Genomic DNA, 14,401 nt, shown 5'->3' with positions numbered 1-14,401 from the left:
CGAGCGCCCAAGCTACGCAGTCACGCGGATTCCGGCCACATGTTTCTGGTAACTTAATTACAATAGCAAGCTGGTTACGAGACAACCTTGGCAATGAGCGCCGCCGACTCCCCAAAATCCGACCGTACGGCCCCGATCCTCGATTGGCTGGCCACCGACCTCACTGCCGACGCCGACCTCGAGCTGGCTGCCCTCGTCCGCCATCTCGACGATCTCGGCCGCCCGGAAATCAGCCGCAACCAGTTCCACCGCTGCCTGGACCTGCTCCACACCCGCGCCCTGGCGATCAGCAAGATGCATCGCGAGCGCTTCGCGAACGCCACCTTGCCGCTGTCGGTCAGCCTGCACCGCTCGGCGTCGCGTCTGGTCGCGGCGCTGGGCAAGGTGGCGGCGGGCTATGGGGAAGTCCTCGCCGAGGTGCAGCACCGGCTGGTGCGAACCATGCGCCGCAACCCCGAGATCATCAGCGCCAAGGCGCTGGAGATCCTTGGCGAGCAACTGACTATTGCCCACCTGGCCGGAAACAGCGCGCCTTTCGAGTTCTGGCAGCGGGCCCACGGCTTCTTCCAGAGCAGCCGGGCAGAATCGTCGGCGGAGGCCAAGGTGGGCGGCGTGCCCGAAGCGACCCTCAAGGCTTACAAATACCTGCTGGCCTTCATCGGCTCCCAGCCCGAGGGGCTCACCAGCACCGAGGTCAGCTGGCTCGCCGACTTCCTCACCGGCTACTCGAAGTACGTCACGATCCGCCAGTCCCCGCCCAGCGACCCCGGTCGCGGATGGCTCTGGATCGATCTCGACCAGGACGCCCCGCCTGTCTCCATGAACCGGCGCGACCCGCCGGCCGTCGAGGGGCTCGTCTATTTCACGGCGGAAGAACTCGCCCGGCGCACCACCGCGCTGATCGAACAGCTTGAAGGCGAAGGTCCCGAGCCGGCCAATCTGCCTGCCGGGCTCTCCCGCAGCGCGATGGCCACGCTCCTGCGGCGCCTGCGCGAATACTGGGCCTCGCCCCCGCACCGGGAGCACGCCCGGCGCCGCAACCAGTACGCGGTCAGCGTGTGCAGCGGCCTCGAGAGCATCTGGAAGATGCTGCGCGAACCCAGTTCCATCCGTCAGAACCGTTACGCATCCGAGTGGATGGTGGTCAACGAAAGCCCCACCGGCTACGCCGTGATGCAGGTGACGGGAACGGCGAACAACCTCACCCCCGGCATCGCCATCGCCATCCGGCGCGGCGACGAGGAGCCCTGGTCCCTGTGCATCGTGCGCTGGATCCGCACCGAGACGCCCGAGCAGATCGAGCTGGGGCTGCAGGTCATCGGCAACACCGCCAAGCCCGTCTCGGTGGGTTTTCGCAATGCGGAGCAGACGCGTCCGATGCGGCCCGCGCTGGTGCTCCCGCCGGTGGCGGCCCTGGGGCGGCAGCAGGCCATCCTGGCACCGGCCGGCACGTACTCGGCGCGGCGCTTCATGCTGGTGTCCGACATTCAACGGCTCTACATCGCCCAGGGGCGGCTGCTCAGTCTCGACATTCAGACGCCGGCGGTCGAGCTGTTCCAGTACGAGATCGACCCCTACCCCATGTAAGGCGCGCTACCGGCGCCCCTGCTGGCCTGCGGCGAGCGCAGCCAAAGTGATACAAGCTGCGCCATCCAGCGCCAAAAGTGTATCGCGCCAGCAGGCAGCCACCGCACGCTCCGCCGGCGTGACGCCGCCGACCTCGCCCCGCCCCGGATCGCGCCACCCGAACAGACGGCCGATCTCGGCAGCCCGGATGTCCTCGGCGGCCCGCGCCAGCAACCAGCCCCCCTGCTCCCGCCGCGCCACCACCCCCGCCTGCTCGAGCGCCTCCAGCAGCGCGTGCACGTCCCCATGCCCGCACCGCCCGGCCTCCGACAGCTGACCCACATCGCGACAGGCGCCCGAACGCTGCGCCACCGCAAGCTCCACCAGCATCAGCAAGGCCACGTAAACCGCCCGCCCGGGAAAGGCCGGCAGGGGCCGCCTCAACACCTCGCGCTCAGGCAGCACTGCCGCCACCACGGCCCCGAGCAGCACCACGATCCACGACAGGTAGAGCCACAAGAGGAAGATCGGCACCGCCGCGAAGGCGCCATACACCAGGGTATAGCTGGGAAAGTGGCTCAGATAGAGCCCGAAGAGGCGCTGCATGACCATGAAGGCCAGCGCTGCCAGGAAGCCCGCCAGCGCCGCATCCCCGAAGCGGACGGCGCAGTGGGGCACGACGAAATACAGCGCGGTGAACACCCCGCCCAGGATCGCCACCGACACCATCCGCAAACCCACCGCCGCCAGCCAGACCGGCTCGTTCATGATGTCGAGCGACATGCTCAACATCGCCGTGGCGCCGAACACCCCCCCGGCCAGCAGCAGCGGCCCGAACGACAAAGCCACCCAGTAGGCGGCCAGGCGCATCGCCCAGGGGCGACGGCTGCGCACCCTCCAGATCCGGTTGATGACCGTATCGATGGTCCTCATCAGCAGCACCGCGGTCACCACCAGCGCGAGGGCGCCGACGATGGTCAGATTGGTGGCCTTCTGGCTGAACTGCAGGGCGTAGGTGGCGATCACCTTACCCGCCTTCTCGGGCAGCAGATTGTCGAGGAGAAAGCTCCGCAGCGCCGCATCCAGCCGCGCCGACTGGGGGAACTTGCTGAGCACCACCGCCACCAGGGTGATGAACGGCACCAGCGAGAGCAGCGTGGTGAACGCCAGACTGCCCGCCACCTGGGCGCAGCGCCCGGCCTGGAAACGCTGCCAGATGGCACGCAGCAGATGCGCGGCGACGGCGGCCGGCGCGTCGATGCCGGACGGGTCTTTGGCGGCCTGGCCGGGCTGGAGGTCAGCGGGGGAACTCATTTACGTATAATGCCCTTCCGTTCTACAGGCCCCACCATGCAGGAAATCCTCGTTCTCTACTACAGCCATCGCGGCTCCGTCCGCACCCTCGCCGAGGTGATCGGCCGGGGCATCGATTCTGTCCCCGGCGCCGCCGCGCGACTGCGGACCGTGCCGCGGGTGTCCACCGTGTGCGAAGCCACCGAACCCGACATCCCCGGGCATGGCGCGCCCTACGCCGAAATGGCGGATCTGGAGGAGTGCATCGGCCTCGCCCTGGGCAGCCCCACCCGCTTTGGCAACATGGCGGCACCGATGAAATATTTTCTGGACGGCACGGCCGGCCCCTGGCTGTCCGGCGCCCTCGCCGGCAAGCCGGCCTGCGTGTTCACCTCGTCGGCCAGCCAGCACGGCGGCCAGGAGAGCACCCTGCTGTCGATGATGACGCCGCTGCTGCACCACGGCATGCTGCTCGTCGGCCTGCCGTTCTCGGAGCCGGATCTGACCGCCACCGCCAGCGGCGGCTCGCCCTACGGCGCCACCCACGTGGCGGGGAAGGACGAAAACACCCGCCTCACCGAAGAAGAAAAGCGCCTCGCCTTTGCCCTGGGCAGACGCCTGGCCGAAACCGCCCTGAAGCTCGCCGCCAAATGAAACCGAAGACTCTCTCGCTGATCGCCATCGTCTCGCTGCTGGCGCTGATCGCCCTGTGCCTCGCGTGGGAGGCAATCCTCGCCCCCCTCCGCCCCGGCGGCTCGTGGATGACCCTCAAGGTGCTGCCGCTGATGGTGCCGCTCTTCGGCATCCTGCGCGGCAAGCGCTACACCTACCAGTGGAGCACGATGCTGATCCTGCTCTACCTGACCGAAGGCGTGATCCGCACCAACGACGCGCCGCCGGGCAACATGCTGGCGCTGACCGAGGCCGTACTGAGCGTCGTCTTCTTCATGGCGGCGATGCTGTACGCCCGCGCCACCGCGCCCTCGCGGCTGGCCCAGGCGCCGAAGCCCGACGCCTGAGGCCCATGAATCCGCGGGTCAGACCTGCGGGTTCACCCGCTCGATGTTGCTCTGCAGCTTGTTGAGCGCGTTGAGGTAGGCCTTGGCCGACGCGACGACGATGTCGGTGTCGGCGCCCTGGCCATTCACCACCCGGCCGTCCTTCGACAGACGCACGGTAACCTCGCCCTGGGCGTCGGTGCCGGTGGTGATTGCATTCACCGAATACAGCAGCAGCTGCGCGCCGCTCTTCGCGATACCCTCGATGGCCTTGAAGGCAGCATCCACCGGGCCGGAGCCGGTGGACTCGACCTTCTCTTCCTTGCCGCCCACCGACAGGGTCACCCGCGCATTGGGCTCTTCGCCGGTTTCGGAATGGAAGGCCGCCGACAGCAGACGGAAGTGCTCCTTCGGCTCGGAGCTCTCGTCGCTCATCAGCGCCTGCAGGTCTTCGTCGAAGATCTCGTGCTTCTTGTCGGCCAGCGCCTTGAAGCGCGCGAAGGCGTGGTTGAGCTGCTCTTCGGATTCGATCACCACGCCCAGTTCCTGCAGGCGGGAGCGGAAGGCGTTACGGCCGGAGTGCTTGCCCATCACCAGCTTGTTGGCCGTCCAGCCCACGTCTTCGGCACGCATGATCTCGTAGGTCTCGCGGTGCTTGAGCACGCCATCCTGATGGATGCCGGATTCGTGGGCAAAGGCGTTGGCGCCGACGATGGCCTTGTTCGGCTGCACCGGGAAGCCGGTGATGCCGGAAACCAGCTTGGAGGCCGGCACGATGTGGGTAGTGTCGATGCGGGTGTCGCACTGGTAGATGTCGCGACGGGTGCGCACGGCCATCACCACTTCTTCGAGGGACGCATTGCCGGCACGCTCGCCAAGGCCGTTGATGGTGCATTCCACCTGACGGGCGCCGGCGCGCACCGCAGCCAGCGAGTTGGCCACCGCAAGACCCAGGTCGTTATGGCAGTGCACCGACCACACCACCTTGTCGGAGTTGGGCACGCGCTCGATGAGGGTGCGGATGGTGGCGGCAAACTGCTCGGGGATGTTGTAGCCGACGGTGTCGGGCACGTTGATCGTTTTGGCGCCAGCCTTGATGACCTCCTCGAAGATGCGGCACAGGAAGTCGATCTCGGAGCGGCCGGCATCCTCTGCGGAGAACTCCACGTCGTCGGTGTACTCGCGCGCCCAGCCGATGGCCTTGACCGCCGCCTCGACCACCTGATCGGGCGTCATGCGCAGCTTCTTCTCCATGTGGATCGGGCTGGTGGCGATGAAGGTGTGGATGCGGCTCTGGGCGGCCGGGCGGATGGCCTCGCCGGCACGCCGGATATCGTTCTCGTTGGCCCGAGCCAGGGAACAGATGCGGGAATCCTTGATCGCCTCGGCCACCGCGCGCACGGCTTCGAAGTCGCCGTTGGAGGCGGCGGCAAAGCCGGCTTCGATCACGTCCACCTTCATGCGCTCGAGCTGGCGGGCGATCCGCAGCTTTTCATCCCGAGTCATCGACGCGCCAGGGCTCTGCTCGCCGTCGCGGAGGGTCGTATCGAAAATGATCAACTGGTCGTTCATGATGGGCTCCTGCCGAGTCTCTGTAATTTGATTGGGCAATGGCCCGGCCGTTCAACGGGCCGGGCGGGAATTGGAATGAGAATGCGGATGAGAATGAAAAAGCCCGCCCGGAAGGTGGAACGCCGTCGGCGGGCTCCGGTGGATCAGGCCGTGGGATCGCCACCCTTGTCGTCTGCCACGGCGCTGCGCTTGCGGCCCTTCAGGAGGTTCCAGGCGCCCAGCACGTAGCCCGACGCGGCGTAGCACAGGAAGAGCCCGAACAGCACGCCCGGCGGATAGCTGGACACCAGCAGCAGACCGATCACGAAGGCGATGATGACGATGAACGGCACGCTCTTGCGCAGGTTGATCTCCTTGCCACTGTAGAAGAGCACGTTGCTCACCATCGAGATACCGGCAAAGATCGTCAGCGCGCAGGCGTACCAGCGGATGTCCGGCCCGGCAACGCCGTTGTCGATCATCACCCACACCAGCCCGGCCACCAGCGCCGCGGCCGCGGGGCTGGGCAAGCCCTGGAAATAACGCTTGTCCACCACGTCGATGTTGGTGTTGAAGCGCGCCAGACGCAGCGCCGCACCCACGCAGTAGATGAAGGCCGCCATCCAGCCCAGCTTGCCCATGCCCTTGAGCGCCCACTCGTAGACGATCAAGGCCGGCGCCGCGCCGAAGGACACCATGTCGGAGAGCGAGTCGTACTCGGCGCCAAAGGCGCTCTGGGTGCGGGTGAGGCGCGCCACACGGCCATCGAGGCCGTCGAGGACCATGGCGATGAAGATCGCCACGGCGGCCTGCTCGAAGAGCCCGTTCATGGCCTGGACGATGGCGTAGAAGCCGGCGAACAGCGCAGCGGTGGTGAACAGGTTGGGAAGGATGTAGATGCCCCGGCGGCGGCGCTCGGGATTGAGCAAGGGCTTTCGGGATTGCAGATCGGCCATGGATTCGGGCGATGAATGGAATCGGACGGAATTGTAACGCAGGAGAATCCACCGGGCCTGAAATGGCGCCCAAAAGGGTGGCCGGCGCAGCGGGACTCCGGAAACGACGCGGGGGACTTTCGTCCCCCGCGCGTCGATCAAGTCAGGCCAGATCAGTTCTTGGACTGGTCAACCAGCTTGTTGGCCTTGATCCACGGCATCATGTCGCGCAGCTGGCCGCCGACCACTTCGATCGGGTGGGCAGCGTTCAGGCGACGACGGGCGGTCATGGACGGGTAGTTGGTCTTGCCTTCCAGGATGAACATCTTGGCGTATTCGCCGGTCTGGATGCGCTTCAGGGCGTTGCGCATGGCTTCGCGGGACTTCTCGTTGATGACTTCGGTGCCGGTCACGTACTCGCCGTACTCCGCGTTGTTGGAGATGGAGTAGTTCATGTTGGCGATGCCGCCTTCGTACATCAGGTCGACGATCAGCTTCAGCTCGTGCAGGCACTCGAAGTAGGCCATCTCGGGGGCGTAGCCGGCTTCGGTCAGGGTCTCGAAACCCATCTTGACCAGCTCGACGGCACCGCCGCACAGCACGGCCTGTTCGCCGAAGAGGTCGGTCTCGGTTTCTTCGCGGAAGTTGGTCTCGATCACGCCGCCCTTGGTGCCGCCATTGGCAGCCGCGTAGGACAGGGCGATGTCACGGGCCTTGCCGGACTTGTCCTGGTAGACGGCGATCAGGGTCGGCACGCCGCCGCCCTTGAGGTATTCGGAGCGAACGGTGTGACCCGGGCCCTTCGGGGCAACCATGATCACGTCCAGGTCGGCGCGCGGCACGATCTGGTTGTAGTGAACGTTGAAGCCGTGGGCGAACGCCAGGGTGGCGCCCTGCTTGATGTTCGGGGCGATGTCGTTCTTGTAGACGTCCGGCTGGGATTCATCCGGCAGCAGGATCATGACGACGTCGGCGGCCTTGACGGCCTCGGCCACTTCCTGGACGTTGTGACCGGCAGCCACAGCCTTGTTCCAGGAAGCGCCATCCTTGCGCAGACCGACGGTCACATTGACGCCGGATTCCTTCAGGTTCTGGGCGTGGGCGTGGCCCTGGGAACCGTAGCCAACGATCGTGACCTGCTTGCCCTTGATGAGGGAGAGGTCGGCGTCCTTATCGTAAAAAACCTTCATTTCTTGCCTTTCTGACAGAAGATGAGCAAATCAAGGGGCGACGCGAATCGCGACGGTTCGCGACACCCCGAACATTAAACCTTCAGTACCCGCTCGCCACGACCGACGCCGCAGATGCCCGACCGCACGGTTTCGAGGATCAGCGCCGGCTCGATCGCACCGACGAACGAGTCGAGCTTGGCCTGGGTGCCGGTGAGCTCGATGACGTAGCTGGCGTCCGTCACGTCGATGATGCGCCCGCGGAAGATGTCCGCCAGGCGCTTCATCTCCTCCCGATCCTTGCCGGTGGCCCGCACCTTGATGAGCATCAGCTCGCGTTCGATGTGGGCCGACTCGGATAGGTCAACCACCTTGACGATTTCCACCAGCTTGTTGAGCTGCTTGGTGATCTGCTCGACGATGTCGTCCGAACCGGAGGTGACGATCGTCATGCGGGAGAGGGAAGCGTCCTCGGTGGGGGCCACCGTGAGGGACTCGATATTGTAACCCCGCGCGGAAAACAGCCCGGAGACGCGCGAGAGCGCACCGGATTCATTCTCGATGACAAGGGAGATGACGTGTCGCATAGTGTTGATTTCTGGGAGTTGCATCAGCCCGCGCAGCCAGTGGGCGTAGAGCGGAGTCGATGAATCGGGCAGCCGACGGGGAATCGTCACCGCGGCCACCCTGCCGTTATCAGAGATCCTCGGCCGACAGGATCATGTCGGTCAGGCCCTTGCCACCCTGGACCATCGGATACACGTTCTCGGTCTGATCCACCTGGATGTCGAGGAAAACCAGATCGCTCTTGCGCTGGAACGCCTCGCGCAGCGCGCCTTCCACATCACCCGGCTTGTCCACCCGGATGCCCACGTGGCCATAGGCCTCGGCCAGCCGGGCAAAATCCGGCAGCGCGTTCATGTAGGACTCGGAGTAGCGGTTGCCGTGGAAGATCTCCTGCCACTGGCGGACCATACCCAGATAACGATTGTTGAGCATCACCACCTTGATCGGCAGCCGGAACTGCTTGCAGGTGGAGAGTTCCTGGATGTTCATCTGGATCGACGCCTCGCCGGTCACGCAGGCCACGGGCGAACCGGGGTGGGCAAGCTGCACGCCCATCGCTGCGGGCAGGCCGAAGCCCATCGTGCCCAGGCCGCCGGAGTTGATCCAGCGCCGCGGCTTGTCGAATTTGTAGTACTGGGCCGCCCACATCTGGTGCTGGCCCACGTCGGACGTCACGAAGGCGTCGCCGCCGGTGACTTCCCACAGTTTCTGGATCACGAACTGGGGCTTGATGAGATCTTCGCCCTGGTTGAACTTCAGGCAGTCGCGACGACGCCATTCCTCGATCTGCTTCCACCACACGCCCAGGGATTCCTGGTCGTTGGTCTCGGCACCGGCGTCGAGCATGGCGAGCATCTCGCCCAGCACTTCGCCCACATCGCCCACGATGGGCACATCCACCTTCACGCGCTTGGAGATGGACGACGGGTCGATGTCGATGTGGATGATCTTGCGCGGCTCGGACGCGAAGTGCGCCGGGCTGCCGATCACGCGGTCGTCGAAGCGGGCACCTACGGCAAGCAGCACGTCGCAGTAGTGCATGCCCATGTTGGCTTCGTAGTTGCCGTGCATCCCGAGCATGCCCACATACTGACGGTCGGTGGCAGGATAGCCACCGAGGCCCATCAGGGTGTTGGTGCACGGAAGGCCGAGCTTGCGCACCAGCGCGGTGAGCTTGTCCGCCGCGTTACCGAGCACCACGCCGCCGCCGGCATAGACCATCGGGCGCTTGGCTTCGAGGAGCAGTTGCAGCGCCTTCTTGATCTGCCCCTGGTGCCCCTTGACGACGGGGTTGTAGGAGCGCATCGAGACCGTCTGCGGGTATTCGAATTCGCACTTCTGGGCGGTGATGTCCTTGGGGATATCGACCAGCACCGGGCCGGGGCGACCGGTCTTGGCGAGGTAGAACGCCTTCTTGATGGTGTCGGCGATCTCGCGCACATCGCGCACCAGGAAGTTGTGCTTGACGCACGGCCGGGTGATCCCGACCGTATCCACTTCCTGGAAGGCATCCTGGCCGATGGCGCCCACGGGAACCTGACCGGAAATCACCACCAGCGGGATGGAGTCGCAGTAGGCGGTGGCGATACCGGTGACCGCGTTGGTGGCGCCGGGACCGGAGGTCACTAGCGCAACGCCCACCTTTTCGGTGGAGCGGGCGTAGCCATCGGCAGCATGGATCGCGGCCTGCTCGTGACGCACGAGCACATGCCGAACCTTGTCCTGCTTGAACAGCTCGTCGTAGATGTAGAGAACGGCCCCACCGGGATAACCGAAAAGATAATCAACCTTTTCTTCCTGGAGACACCTGATTACAATTTCCGCACCGGTCAATACCATCTATGCACCCGAAGCTGTCTCGGCAATGTAAAACGTCGAACCATACCGCCGAGGCAACGATTGGTCAAGGCGCGCCACAGCGCCCCGCCTGCCGACAAGCCTTCCCATCTGCAGCACCGACCGGCCTGCGCGCCCTGGCGGCGCACTTTCCCGACACCAGAGGATCTTCCCCTGCCCTCCCGCCTCGAACTATCGGACTTTCTCGCGAGCGTTGAAAAACGGGCATTCAAACAAGCCCTGTTTGCGGTCCGCAACGAAGAGTCGGCCCTCGACATCGTTCAGGACGCGATGATGAAGCTCGCCCAAAAATACGGCGACAAGCCTCTCGAAGAGCTGCCGATGCTCTTCCAGCGCATTCTCCAGAACGTCATCCGCGACCACTACCGCCGACAGAAGGTCCGCAGCATGTGGACCACCCTGCTGTCCGCGTTCTCGGGCCCCGAGGAAGACGAGCACGACCCCCTCGAATCGATCGAATCCGCCGATAGCGACCACAAGAGCGAATCGCCCCAGGCGCAGCTTGAACAACGCCAGACCTTGAGTGTCATAGAGAAGGAAATCGAAAAGCTTCCGCCACGTCAACGCGAAGCCTTCCTGATGCGTTACTGGGAAGAAATGGACATCGCCGAAACGGCAGCGGCAATGGGGTGCTCCGAGGGCAGCGTCAAGACGCATTGCTCCCGGGCCACGCACACCCTTGCGGCTGCCCTTGCAGCAAAGGGCATCACCTTATGAACGAACACGATCTTCAGTTCCGGATCCGGCAGCACCTCAACGCCTCGACGCGCAACCTCTCGCCGGACGTCTCCAGTCGCCTCCACGAGGCGCGCCGCAAAGCGCTTTCGCGACAGAAGCTCGCGGTCGGCGGGTTCAGCCTTGCCGGCATTGGAAGCCTGTTCACCGAGCACATCGCACCGCGGGGCAAGACGGCCCTTGCCATGCTGCTGATCGTCCTGGCGGTGGTGGGCAGCGGTTTCCTTGGCGAGCTGCAGCACACCGCCGAGCTGGAGGAACTCGATAGCGCCCTCCTCGCGGACGACCTCCCCATTGACGCCTACCTGGATCGCGGATTCGACGCATGGGTTCAAAACGAATCGCCCGAGTGATCGCATCCCTGGCGATTGCGTGCTCCGCCGCAGCCGTGGCGGCACCGCCTCTCAAGGCACCGACCTGGAACGAGCTTACACCCGATCAGCGGCGCACCCTCGCGCCGCTGGCAAAGGAGTGGGACAGCCTCTCGGACGAACGCAAGCGCAAGTGGGCGGGCATTTCCGAACGCTTCCCCGGCTACACGCCGGAGGAGCAGTCGCGCCTTCAGGGGCGGATGGAAACCTGGTTCTCGCTCACGCCCGAGCAGCGGGAGGTGGCGCGGGATCAATATCGCAACCTGCAGCGGATTCCGCCGGAACAGCGCGAATCGCTGCGCCAGAAGTGGAACGCCTACAAGGAGCTGCCCACCGAGGAGAAGCAGCGCTTCGAGCAGGCCGCCAAGACCCCGGCGGCCAAACCGGCCATCCCCAAGATCGGCGCCCCGCCGATCAAGCCCCTGACCGCGCCACCGCCGCCCCGCCCGACGGCACCCAAGATCGTCGTGAAGAAGCCGCCCGTCGAGCCTCCCACCTCGATTGCGCCGGCAAGCGGCACTGCAACGGCCGCCCCCGCCGACCTGCCTGCCACCGCCGCCGCAAGCCCGGCGGCAACCCCAGTCGTCAAACCCTGACCCGATCTCGATGCCCCCGAATCAACTGAAGCCGCCGGCAGCGCCGTCGGCTCGGCAATCCGCCGAACTCGCCGGCCTTCGCCGCCGTCTTGCCAGCATGCTGTACGAGAGCCTCCTCCTGCTCGGGGTGCTGGCGCTCACTTTCATGGTGCCGCTGCTCATTGTGGGCGTGGGCACAAACTACACCCCGGGTGGCGGGTTCCTGTGGGCGTACATCTTTGCGGTGCTGGGGGGCTATTACCTGTGGTACTGGCGACGTGGCGGGCAGACCCTCGCCATGCAGACCTGGAAGCTGCGGATCGTCGATCTGGAAGGCAAACCGCTCACGACCGGACAGGCTGCGCTGCGCTATGTGCTGGCCTGGCCGTCGGTGTGCCTCTTTGGCGTCGGGCTGTTGTGGGCCCTGCTTGACCGGGACCGTCAGTTTCTGCACGACCGCCTGGCCGGCACCCGGATCGTGCTGTTGACGCCCACAAAATAAACGTCACAGATCGATTGCCGCAGCCACAGCTGACGGCTAGCGGCGCTCCACCCACCACATCATCACACCCGCCGCGAGCAGGAAGGTGGCGCTGGGGGTAAGTGCCGCGACGGCCGGAATCCAACCGTTGATGACGCCAAGGTTGGAGAACAGGCCGTTCAGCAGGTGGAAGCCGACGCCGATCATGATCCCCGAGAACACCCGCAGGCTCACCCCGCCCATCCGCGTCTGCATGTAGCCGAAGGGCAGCGCCAGCCCCATCATCACCAGCGACGCAAACGGGTAGGCCAGCTTCTTCCAGAGGGCGATCTCGTAGCGGGTCGTGCGCTGGTTGTTCTCCTCGAGGTGGCGGATGTACGAGTACAGGGTTTCCACCGACATCCGCTCCGGCACCACCATCAGCACCGACAGCACATCCGGCGTGAGCTCGGATTTCCAGAGCAGGTCGGGCAGCTTTTCGGTTTCGGTGCGATCGGGCAGGAAGCGGGTCTGGGCGACGTTGGTCAGGCTCCAGCCAGCGCGCTCGTCGTAGACGCCCTTTTCGGCCTCGCTGATGGACAGCAGCACCGCCCGCTCGTCGAATTCATACAGCCGCACGCCCTGCAGCGTGGTATCGGGCAGCACGTTGCGCACGTTCACGAAGCGGCGACCGTCGCGCACCCACAGGCCGGTGCGCAGTTCCTGGGAGACCATCGAGCGCGTCGCCGCCAGCCGCCACTGCTGGGCAGCCCGCTCGGCCGGCGGGGCAAGATATTCGCCAAAGATGAAGGTCACCACTACGAACACGCTGCCGATCGACAGCAGCCCCAGCAGAAAGCGCCGGGTGGACAAGCCCGAGGCCCGCAGCACGGTGATCTCGGAATGCCGGGCGAGGGTGGTCAGGGCGTACAGGGTGCCGATCAGCACGGCGATGGGCAGCAACTCATAGACCCGCCCGGGCATGATCATCGCAACGTAGATCGCCGCGTGGTGGAGCATGTAACCGCCCTTGCCGATCTCGTCGAGCTCATTGACCAGATCGAAGAACGCGAACAGCCCCAGGAAAGCCAGCAGGACCAGGAACACCGCGGAGTAGATCTCGCGGCTCAGGTAGCGGATGTAAACGGGAATCATCAGCGCCTCCGCCAACGCGCGAACACGCTGATCCGCCGGTAAAACAGGATGGCCAGCACCCCCAGCATCGCCAGATGGGGAATCCACAGGCCCACGTCGAAGCGCAGACGCCCCTGCCCCACCCAGGCCTGGCAGACGCTCACCGCGTTGCTGTAGATGAGGTACACCAGCACCGCCAGGATCAGGTTGTTGGTCCGCCCGGCGCGGGGGTTGACGAACGAGAGGGGAATCGCGAGCAGGGACAGCATGGTGGCCAGCACCGGGGTGCTGATCCGTGCCAGCAGCTCGCCGCGACTGCGGTCGTCAGGGCTCTTGATGAGGGCCGGCAGCGCCAGCGTCTTGGGCTGACGGGGCGCCGACTGCGCCTCCTTGGACTCCATCAGGATCTGGTAACGCTCGAATTCCATCACCCGGTAGCTCGGGGTGCCTGGCGTGCCTTCGTAGCGCCGCCCACGCTCCAGCACCACGTAACGGTTGCCCGACGAGGGGTCGACTTCGGTGTGGCCTTCGGAGGCCACCATCACGCCCAGCCGGCCGTTCTGCATGCTGCTGGCGAACACGTTGCGGGCGCGCCCCTCCTCACCCGACAGGGCCTCGACGAAGAACACCCGCTCACCGCCGGACGATTCGCGGAACAGCCCGGGCGCCACTCGGGAGACGTCGTCGCGGTTGTTCAACTGCTCCTTGTACTCGACGCTCTTCTTCTGGGCCCATGGCGCCACGAACAGCGACAGCGCAGCGATCAGCACCACCACCGGCAGCGCAAACCGAAGCACCGGCCGCACCCAGGCGGTGAGCGGCAGGCCGCTGGAAAACCACACGACCATCTCGGAATCCCGATACCAGCGGGAGAGGGTCATGAGCACCGCGATGAAGACCGTGAGGGACAGCACCACCGGCATCTGAGCGACGGCGCCGAAGCCGATCAGGGCCAGCACCGCATCGGCCGGCACACGGCCGCCCGCGGCCTGCCCCAGCAGGCGGATGAGCACGGTGGAGATCAGGATGGCAAACAGCGCCACGAAAACCGCGACGGCGTTCTGGGTGAATTCGCGCTGGGCGGCTCGGAGAAAAATCATGCGGAGAAGGGGTCTAGCGTTGCCGGACAGCCGTTTTGACGTCCGCCAGGGTGCCGGCCATAATGGCGCGATTGCCCAAAGACGCGTATT

Annotated in this window: 15 protein-coding genes; 7 read left to right on the top strand and 8 right to left on the bottom strand. The window is 65.4% G+C overall.

What is annotated here, in order from left to right; all coding sequences use genetic code 11:
* Positions 1-93: 93 nt before the first annotated feature.
* Positions 94-1,587, top strand: a complete 1,494-nt coding sequence (locus ACE3N6_RS00735) for a hypothetical protein (RefSeq protein WP_374243239.1) — start codon at positions 94-96, stop codon at positions 1,585-1,587.
* Positions 1,588-1,593: 6 nt separating this feature from the next.
* On the opposite strand, the gene ACE3N6_RS00730 is transcribed toward ACE3N6_RS00735, so the two are convergent.
* Positions 1,594-2,880, bottom strand: a complete 1,287-nt coding sequence (locus ACE3N6_RS00730; RefSeq protein ID WP_374243238.1) for a YihY family inner membrane protein — start codon at positions 2,878-2,880, stop codon at positions 1,594-1,596.
* Between the two features lie 36 nt (positions 2,881-2,916).
* Between ACE3N6_RS00730 and wrbA the strand changes: the two genes are divergently transcribed.
* Together wrbA and ACE3N6_RS00720 are read left to right on the top strand one after the other, a co-directional pair.
* On the top strand, positions 2,917-3,513 hold the full coding sequence (wrbA, locus tag ACE3N6_RS00725; protein ID WP_374243237.1) for an NAD(P)H:quinone oxidoreductase: 597 nt from the start codon (positions 2,917-2,919) through the stop codon (positions 3,511-3,513).
* Positions 3,510-3,878 (top strand): DUF2069 domain-containing protein, encoded by a 369-nt coding sequence (locus tag ACE3N6_RS00720; RefSeq protein WP_374243236.1) that lies wholly within the window; start codon positions 3,510-3,512, stop codon positions 3,876-3,878. Before wrbA ends, ACE3N6_RS00720 begins: the two co-directional genes overlap by 4 nt.
* Before the next feature lie 18 nt (positions 3,879-3,896).
* Here ACE3N6_RS00720 and ACE3N6_RS00715 read toward each other — a convergent pair whose 3' ends face one another.
* The 5 genes from ACE3N6_RS00715 to ACE3N6_RS00695 all read right to left on the bottom strand — a co-directional run bounded on the left by ACE3N6_RS00715 (position 3,897) and on the right by ACE3N6_RS00695 (position 9,918).
* The gene (locus tag ACE3N6_RS00715) at positions 3,897-5,429 is read right to left on the bottom strand and encodes a 2-isopropylmalate synthase (protein ID WP_374243235.1); all 1,533 of its coding nucleotides are present in this window, start codon (positions 5,427-5,429) and stop codon (positions 3,897-3,899) included.
* Between the two features lie 143 nt (positions 5,430-5,572).
* Positions 5,573-6,364 carry a CDP-diacylglycerol--serine O-phosphatidyltransferase gene (gene pssA / locus ACE3N6_RS00710; protein ID WP_374243234.1) on the bottom strand — a complete coding sequence of 264 codons (792 nt, stop codon included), beginning with the start codon at positions 6,362-6,364 and terminating at the stop codon, positions 5,573-5,575.
* A gap of 152 nt (positions 6,365-6,516) precedes the next feature.
* Entirely contained in the window at positions 6,517-7,533 is a 1,017-nt protein-coding gene (gene ilvC / locus ACE3N6_RS00705) for a ketol-acid reductoisomerase (protein ID WP_374243233.1), read from the bottom strand.
* A gap of 74 nt (positions 7,534-7,607) precedes the next feature.
* Positions 7,608-8,099 (bottom strand): acetolactate synthase small subunit, encoded by a 492-nt coding sequence (gene ilvN / locus ACE3N6_RS00700; protein ID WP_284186345.1) that lies wholly within the window; start codon positions 8,097-8,099, stop codon positions 7,608-7,610.
* A gap of 109 nt (positions 8,100-8,208) precedes the next feature.
* Positions 8,209-9,918 carry an acetolactate synthase 3 catalytic subunit gene (locus ACE3N6_RS00695; protein ID WP_374243232.1) on the bottom strand — a complete coding sequence of 570 codons (1,710 nt, stop codon included), beginning with the start codon at positions 9,916-9,918 and terminating at the stop codon, positions 8,209-8,211.
* 60 nt (positions 9,919-9,978) lie between these two features.
* Here ACE3N6_RS00695 and ACE3N6_RS00690 point away from each other — a divergent pair, with 60 nt between their 5' ends.
* Genes ACE3N6_RS00690 through ACE3N6_RS00675 form a run of 4 tightly spaced genes read left to right on the top strand, consistent with a single transcriptional unit; the run spans position 9,979 to position 12,119 of the window.
* On the top strand, positions 9,979-10,653 hold the full coding sequence (locus tag ACE3N6_RS00690) for an RNA polymerase sigma factor (RefSeq protein ID WP_374243231.1): 675 nt from the start codon (positions 9,979-9,981) through the stop codon (positions 10,651-10,653).
* A complete protein-coding gene (locus tag ACE3N6_RS00685; RefSeq protein ID WP_374243230.1) occupies positions 10,650-11,024 on the top strand; it encodes a DUF3619 family protein in 375 nt (124 codons plus the stop codon). The genes ACE3N6_RS00690 and ACE3N6_RS00685 overlap by 4 nt, the downstream gene beginning before the upstream one ends.
* Positions 10,997-11,638: a DUF3106 domain-containing protein gene (locus ACE3N6_RS00680; protein ID WP_374243229.1), complete on the top strand. Its 642-nt coding sequence runs from the start codon at positions 10,997-10,999 to the stop codon at positions 11,636-11,638. Before ACE3N6_RS00685 ends, ACE3N6_RS00680 begins: the two co-directional genes overlap by 28 nt.
* Positions 11,639-11,648: 10 nt before the next feature.
* Positions 11,649-12,119 carry an RDD family protein gene (locus ACE3N6_RS00675; protein ID WP_374243228.1) on the top strand — a complete coding sequence of 157 codons (471 nt, stop codon included), beginning with the start codon at positions 11,649-11,651 and terminating at the stop codon, positions 12,117-12,119.
* Between the two features lie 36 nt (positions 12,120-12,155).
* Here ACE3N6_RS00675 and lptG read toward each other — a convergent pair whose 3' ends face one another.
* Together lptG and lptF are read right to left on the bottom strand one after the other, a co-directional pair.
* Positions 12,156-13,232: an LPS export ABC transporter permease LptG gene (gene lptG, locus ACE3N6_RS00670; RefSeq protein WP_374243227.1), complete on the bottom strand. Its 1,077-nt coding sequence runs from the start codon at positions 13,230-13,232 to the stop codon at positions 12,156-12,158.
* Positions 13,232-14,311 carry an LPS export ABC transporter permease LptF gene (gene lptF / locus ACE3N6_RS00665; protein ID WP_374243226.1) on the bottom strand — a complete coding sequence of 360 codons (1,080 nt, stop codon included), beginning with the start codon at positions 14,309-14,311 and terminating at the stop codon, positions 13,232-13,234. Before lptF ends, lptG begins: the two co-directional genes overlap by 1 nt.
* Positions 14,312-14,401 lie beyond the last annotated feature (90 nt).

The organism is Zoogloea sp. (assembly GCF_041904905.1).
Classification (GTDB): Bacteria; Pseudomonadota; Gammaproteobacteria; order Burkholderiales; family Rhodocyclaceae; genus Zoogloea.
The sequence above is the reverse complement of the archived record's forward strand: the minus strand, read 5'-3'. Positions and strand labels throughout refer to the sequence as shown.

What these genes read in the sequence shown, in the direction of transcription:
- ACE3N6_RS00735 (WP_374243239.1), top strand. Translation starts at nt 94, where the DNA reads ATGAGCGCCGCCGACTCCCCAAAATCCGACCGTACGGCCCCGATCCTC.
- ACE3N6_RS00730 (WP_374243238.1), bottom strand. Translation starts at nt 2,880, where the DNA reads ATGAGTTCCCCCGCTGACCTCCAGCCCGGCCAGGCCGCCAAAGACCCG.
- wrbA (WP_374243237.1), top strand. Translation starts at nt 2,917, where the DNA reads ATGCAGGAAATCCTCGTTCTCTACTACAGCCATCGCGGCTCCGTCCGC.
- ACE3N6_RS00720 (WP_374243236.1), top strand. Translation starts at nt 3,510, where the DNA reads ATGAAACCGAAGACTCTCTCGCTGATCGCCATCGTCTCGCTGCTGGCG.
- ACE3N6_RS00715 (WP_374243235.1), bottom strand. Translation starts at nt 5,429, where the DNA reads ATGAACGACCAGTTGATCATTTTCGATACGACCCTCCGCGACGGCGAG.
- pssA (WP_374243234.1), bottom strand. Translation starts at nt 6,364, where the DNA reads ATGGCCGATCTGCAATCCCGAAAGCCCTTGCTCAATCCCGAGCGCCGC.
- ilvC (WP_374243233.1), bottom strand. Translation starts at nt 7,533, where the DNA reads ATGAAGGTTTTTTACGATAAGGACGCCGACCTCTCCCTCATCAAGGGC.
- ilvN (WP_284186345.1), bottom strand. Translation starts at nt 8,099, where the DNA reads ATGCGACACGTCATCTCCCTTGTCATCGAGAATGAATCCGGTGCGCTC.
- ACE3N6_RS00695 (WP_374243232.1), bottom strand. Translation starts at nt 9,918, where the DNA reads ATGGTATTGACCGGTGCGGAAATTGTAATCAGGTGTCTCCAGGAAGAA.
- ACE3N6_RS00685 (WP_374243230.1), top strand. Translation starts at nt 10,650, where the DNA reads ATGAACGAACACGATCTTCAGTTCCGGATCCGGCAGCACCTCAACGCC.
- ACE3N6_RS00680 (WP_374243229.1), top strand. Translation starts at nt 10,997, where the DNA reads ATGGGTTCAAAACGAATCGCCCGAGTGATCGCATCCCTGGCGATTGCG.
- ACE3N6_RS00675 (WP_374243228.1), top strand. Translation starts at nt 11,649, where the DNA reads ATGCCCCCGAATCAACTGAAGCCGCCGGCAGCGCCGTCGGCTCGGCAA.
- lptG (WP_374243227.1), bottom strand. Translation starts at nt 13,232, where the DNA reads ATGATTCCCGTTTACATCCGCTACCTGAGCCGCGAGATCTACTCCGCG.
- lptF (WP_374243226.1), bottom strand. Translation starts at nt 14,311, where the DNA reads ATGATTTTTCTCCGAGCCGCCCAGCGCGAATTCACCCAGAACGCCGTC.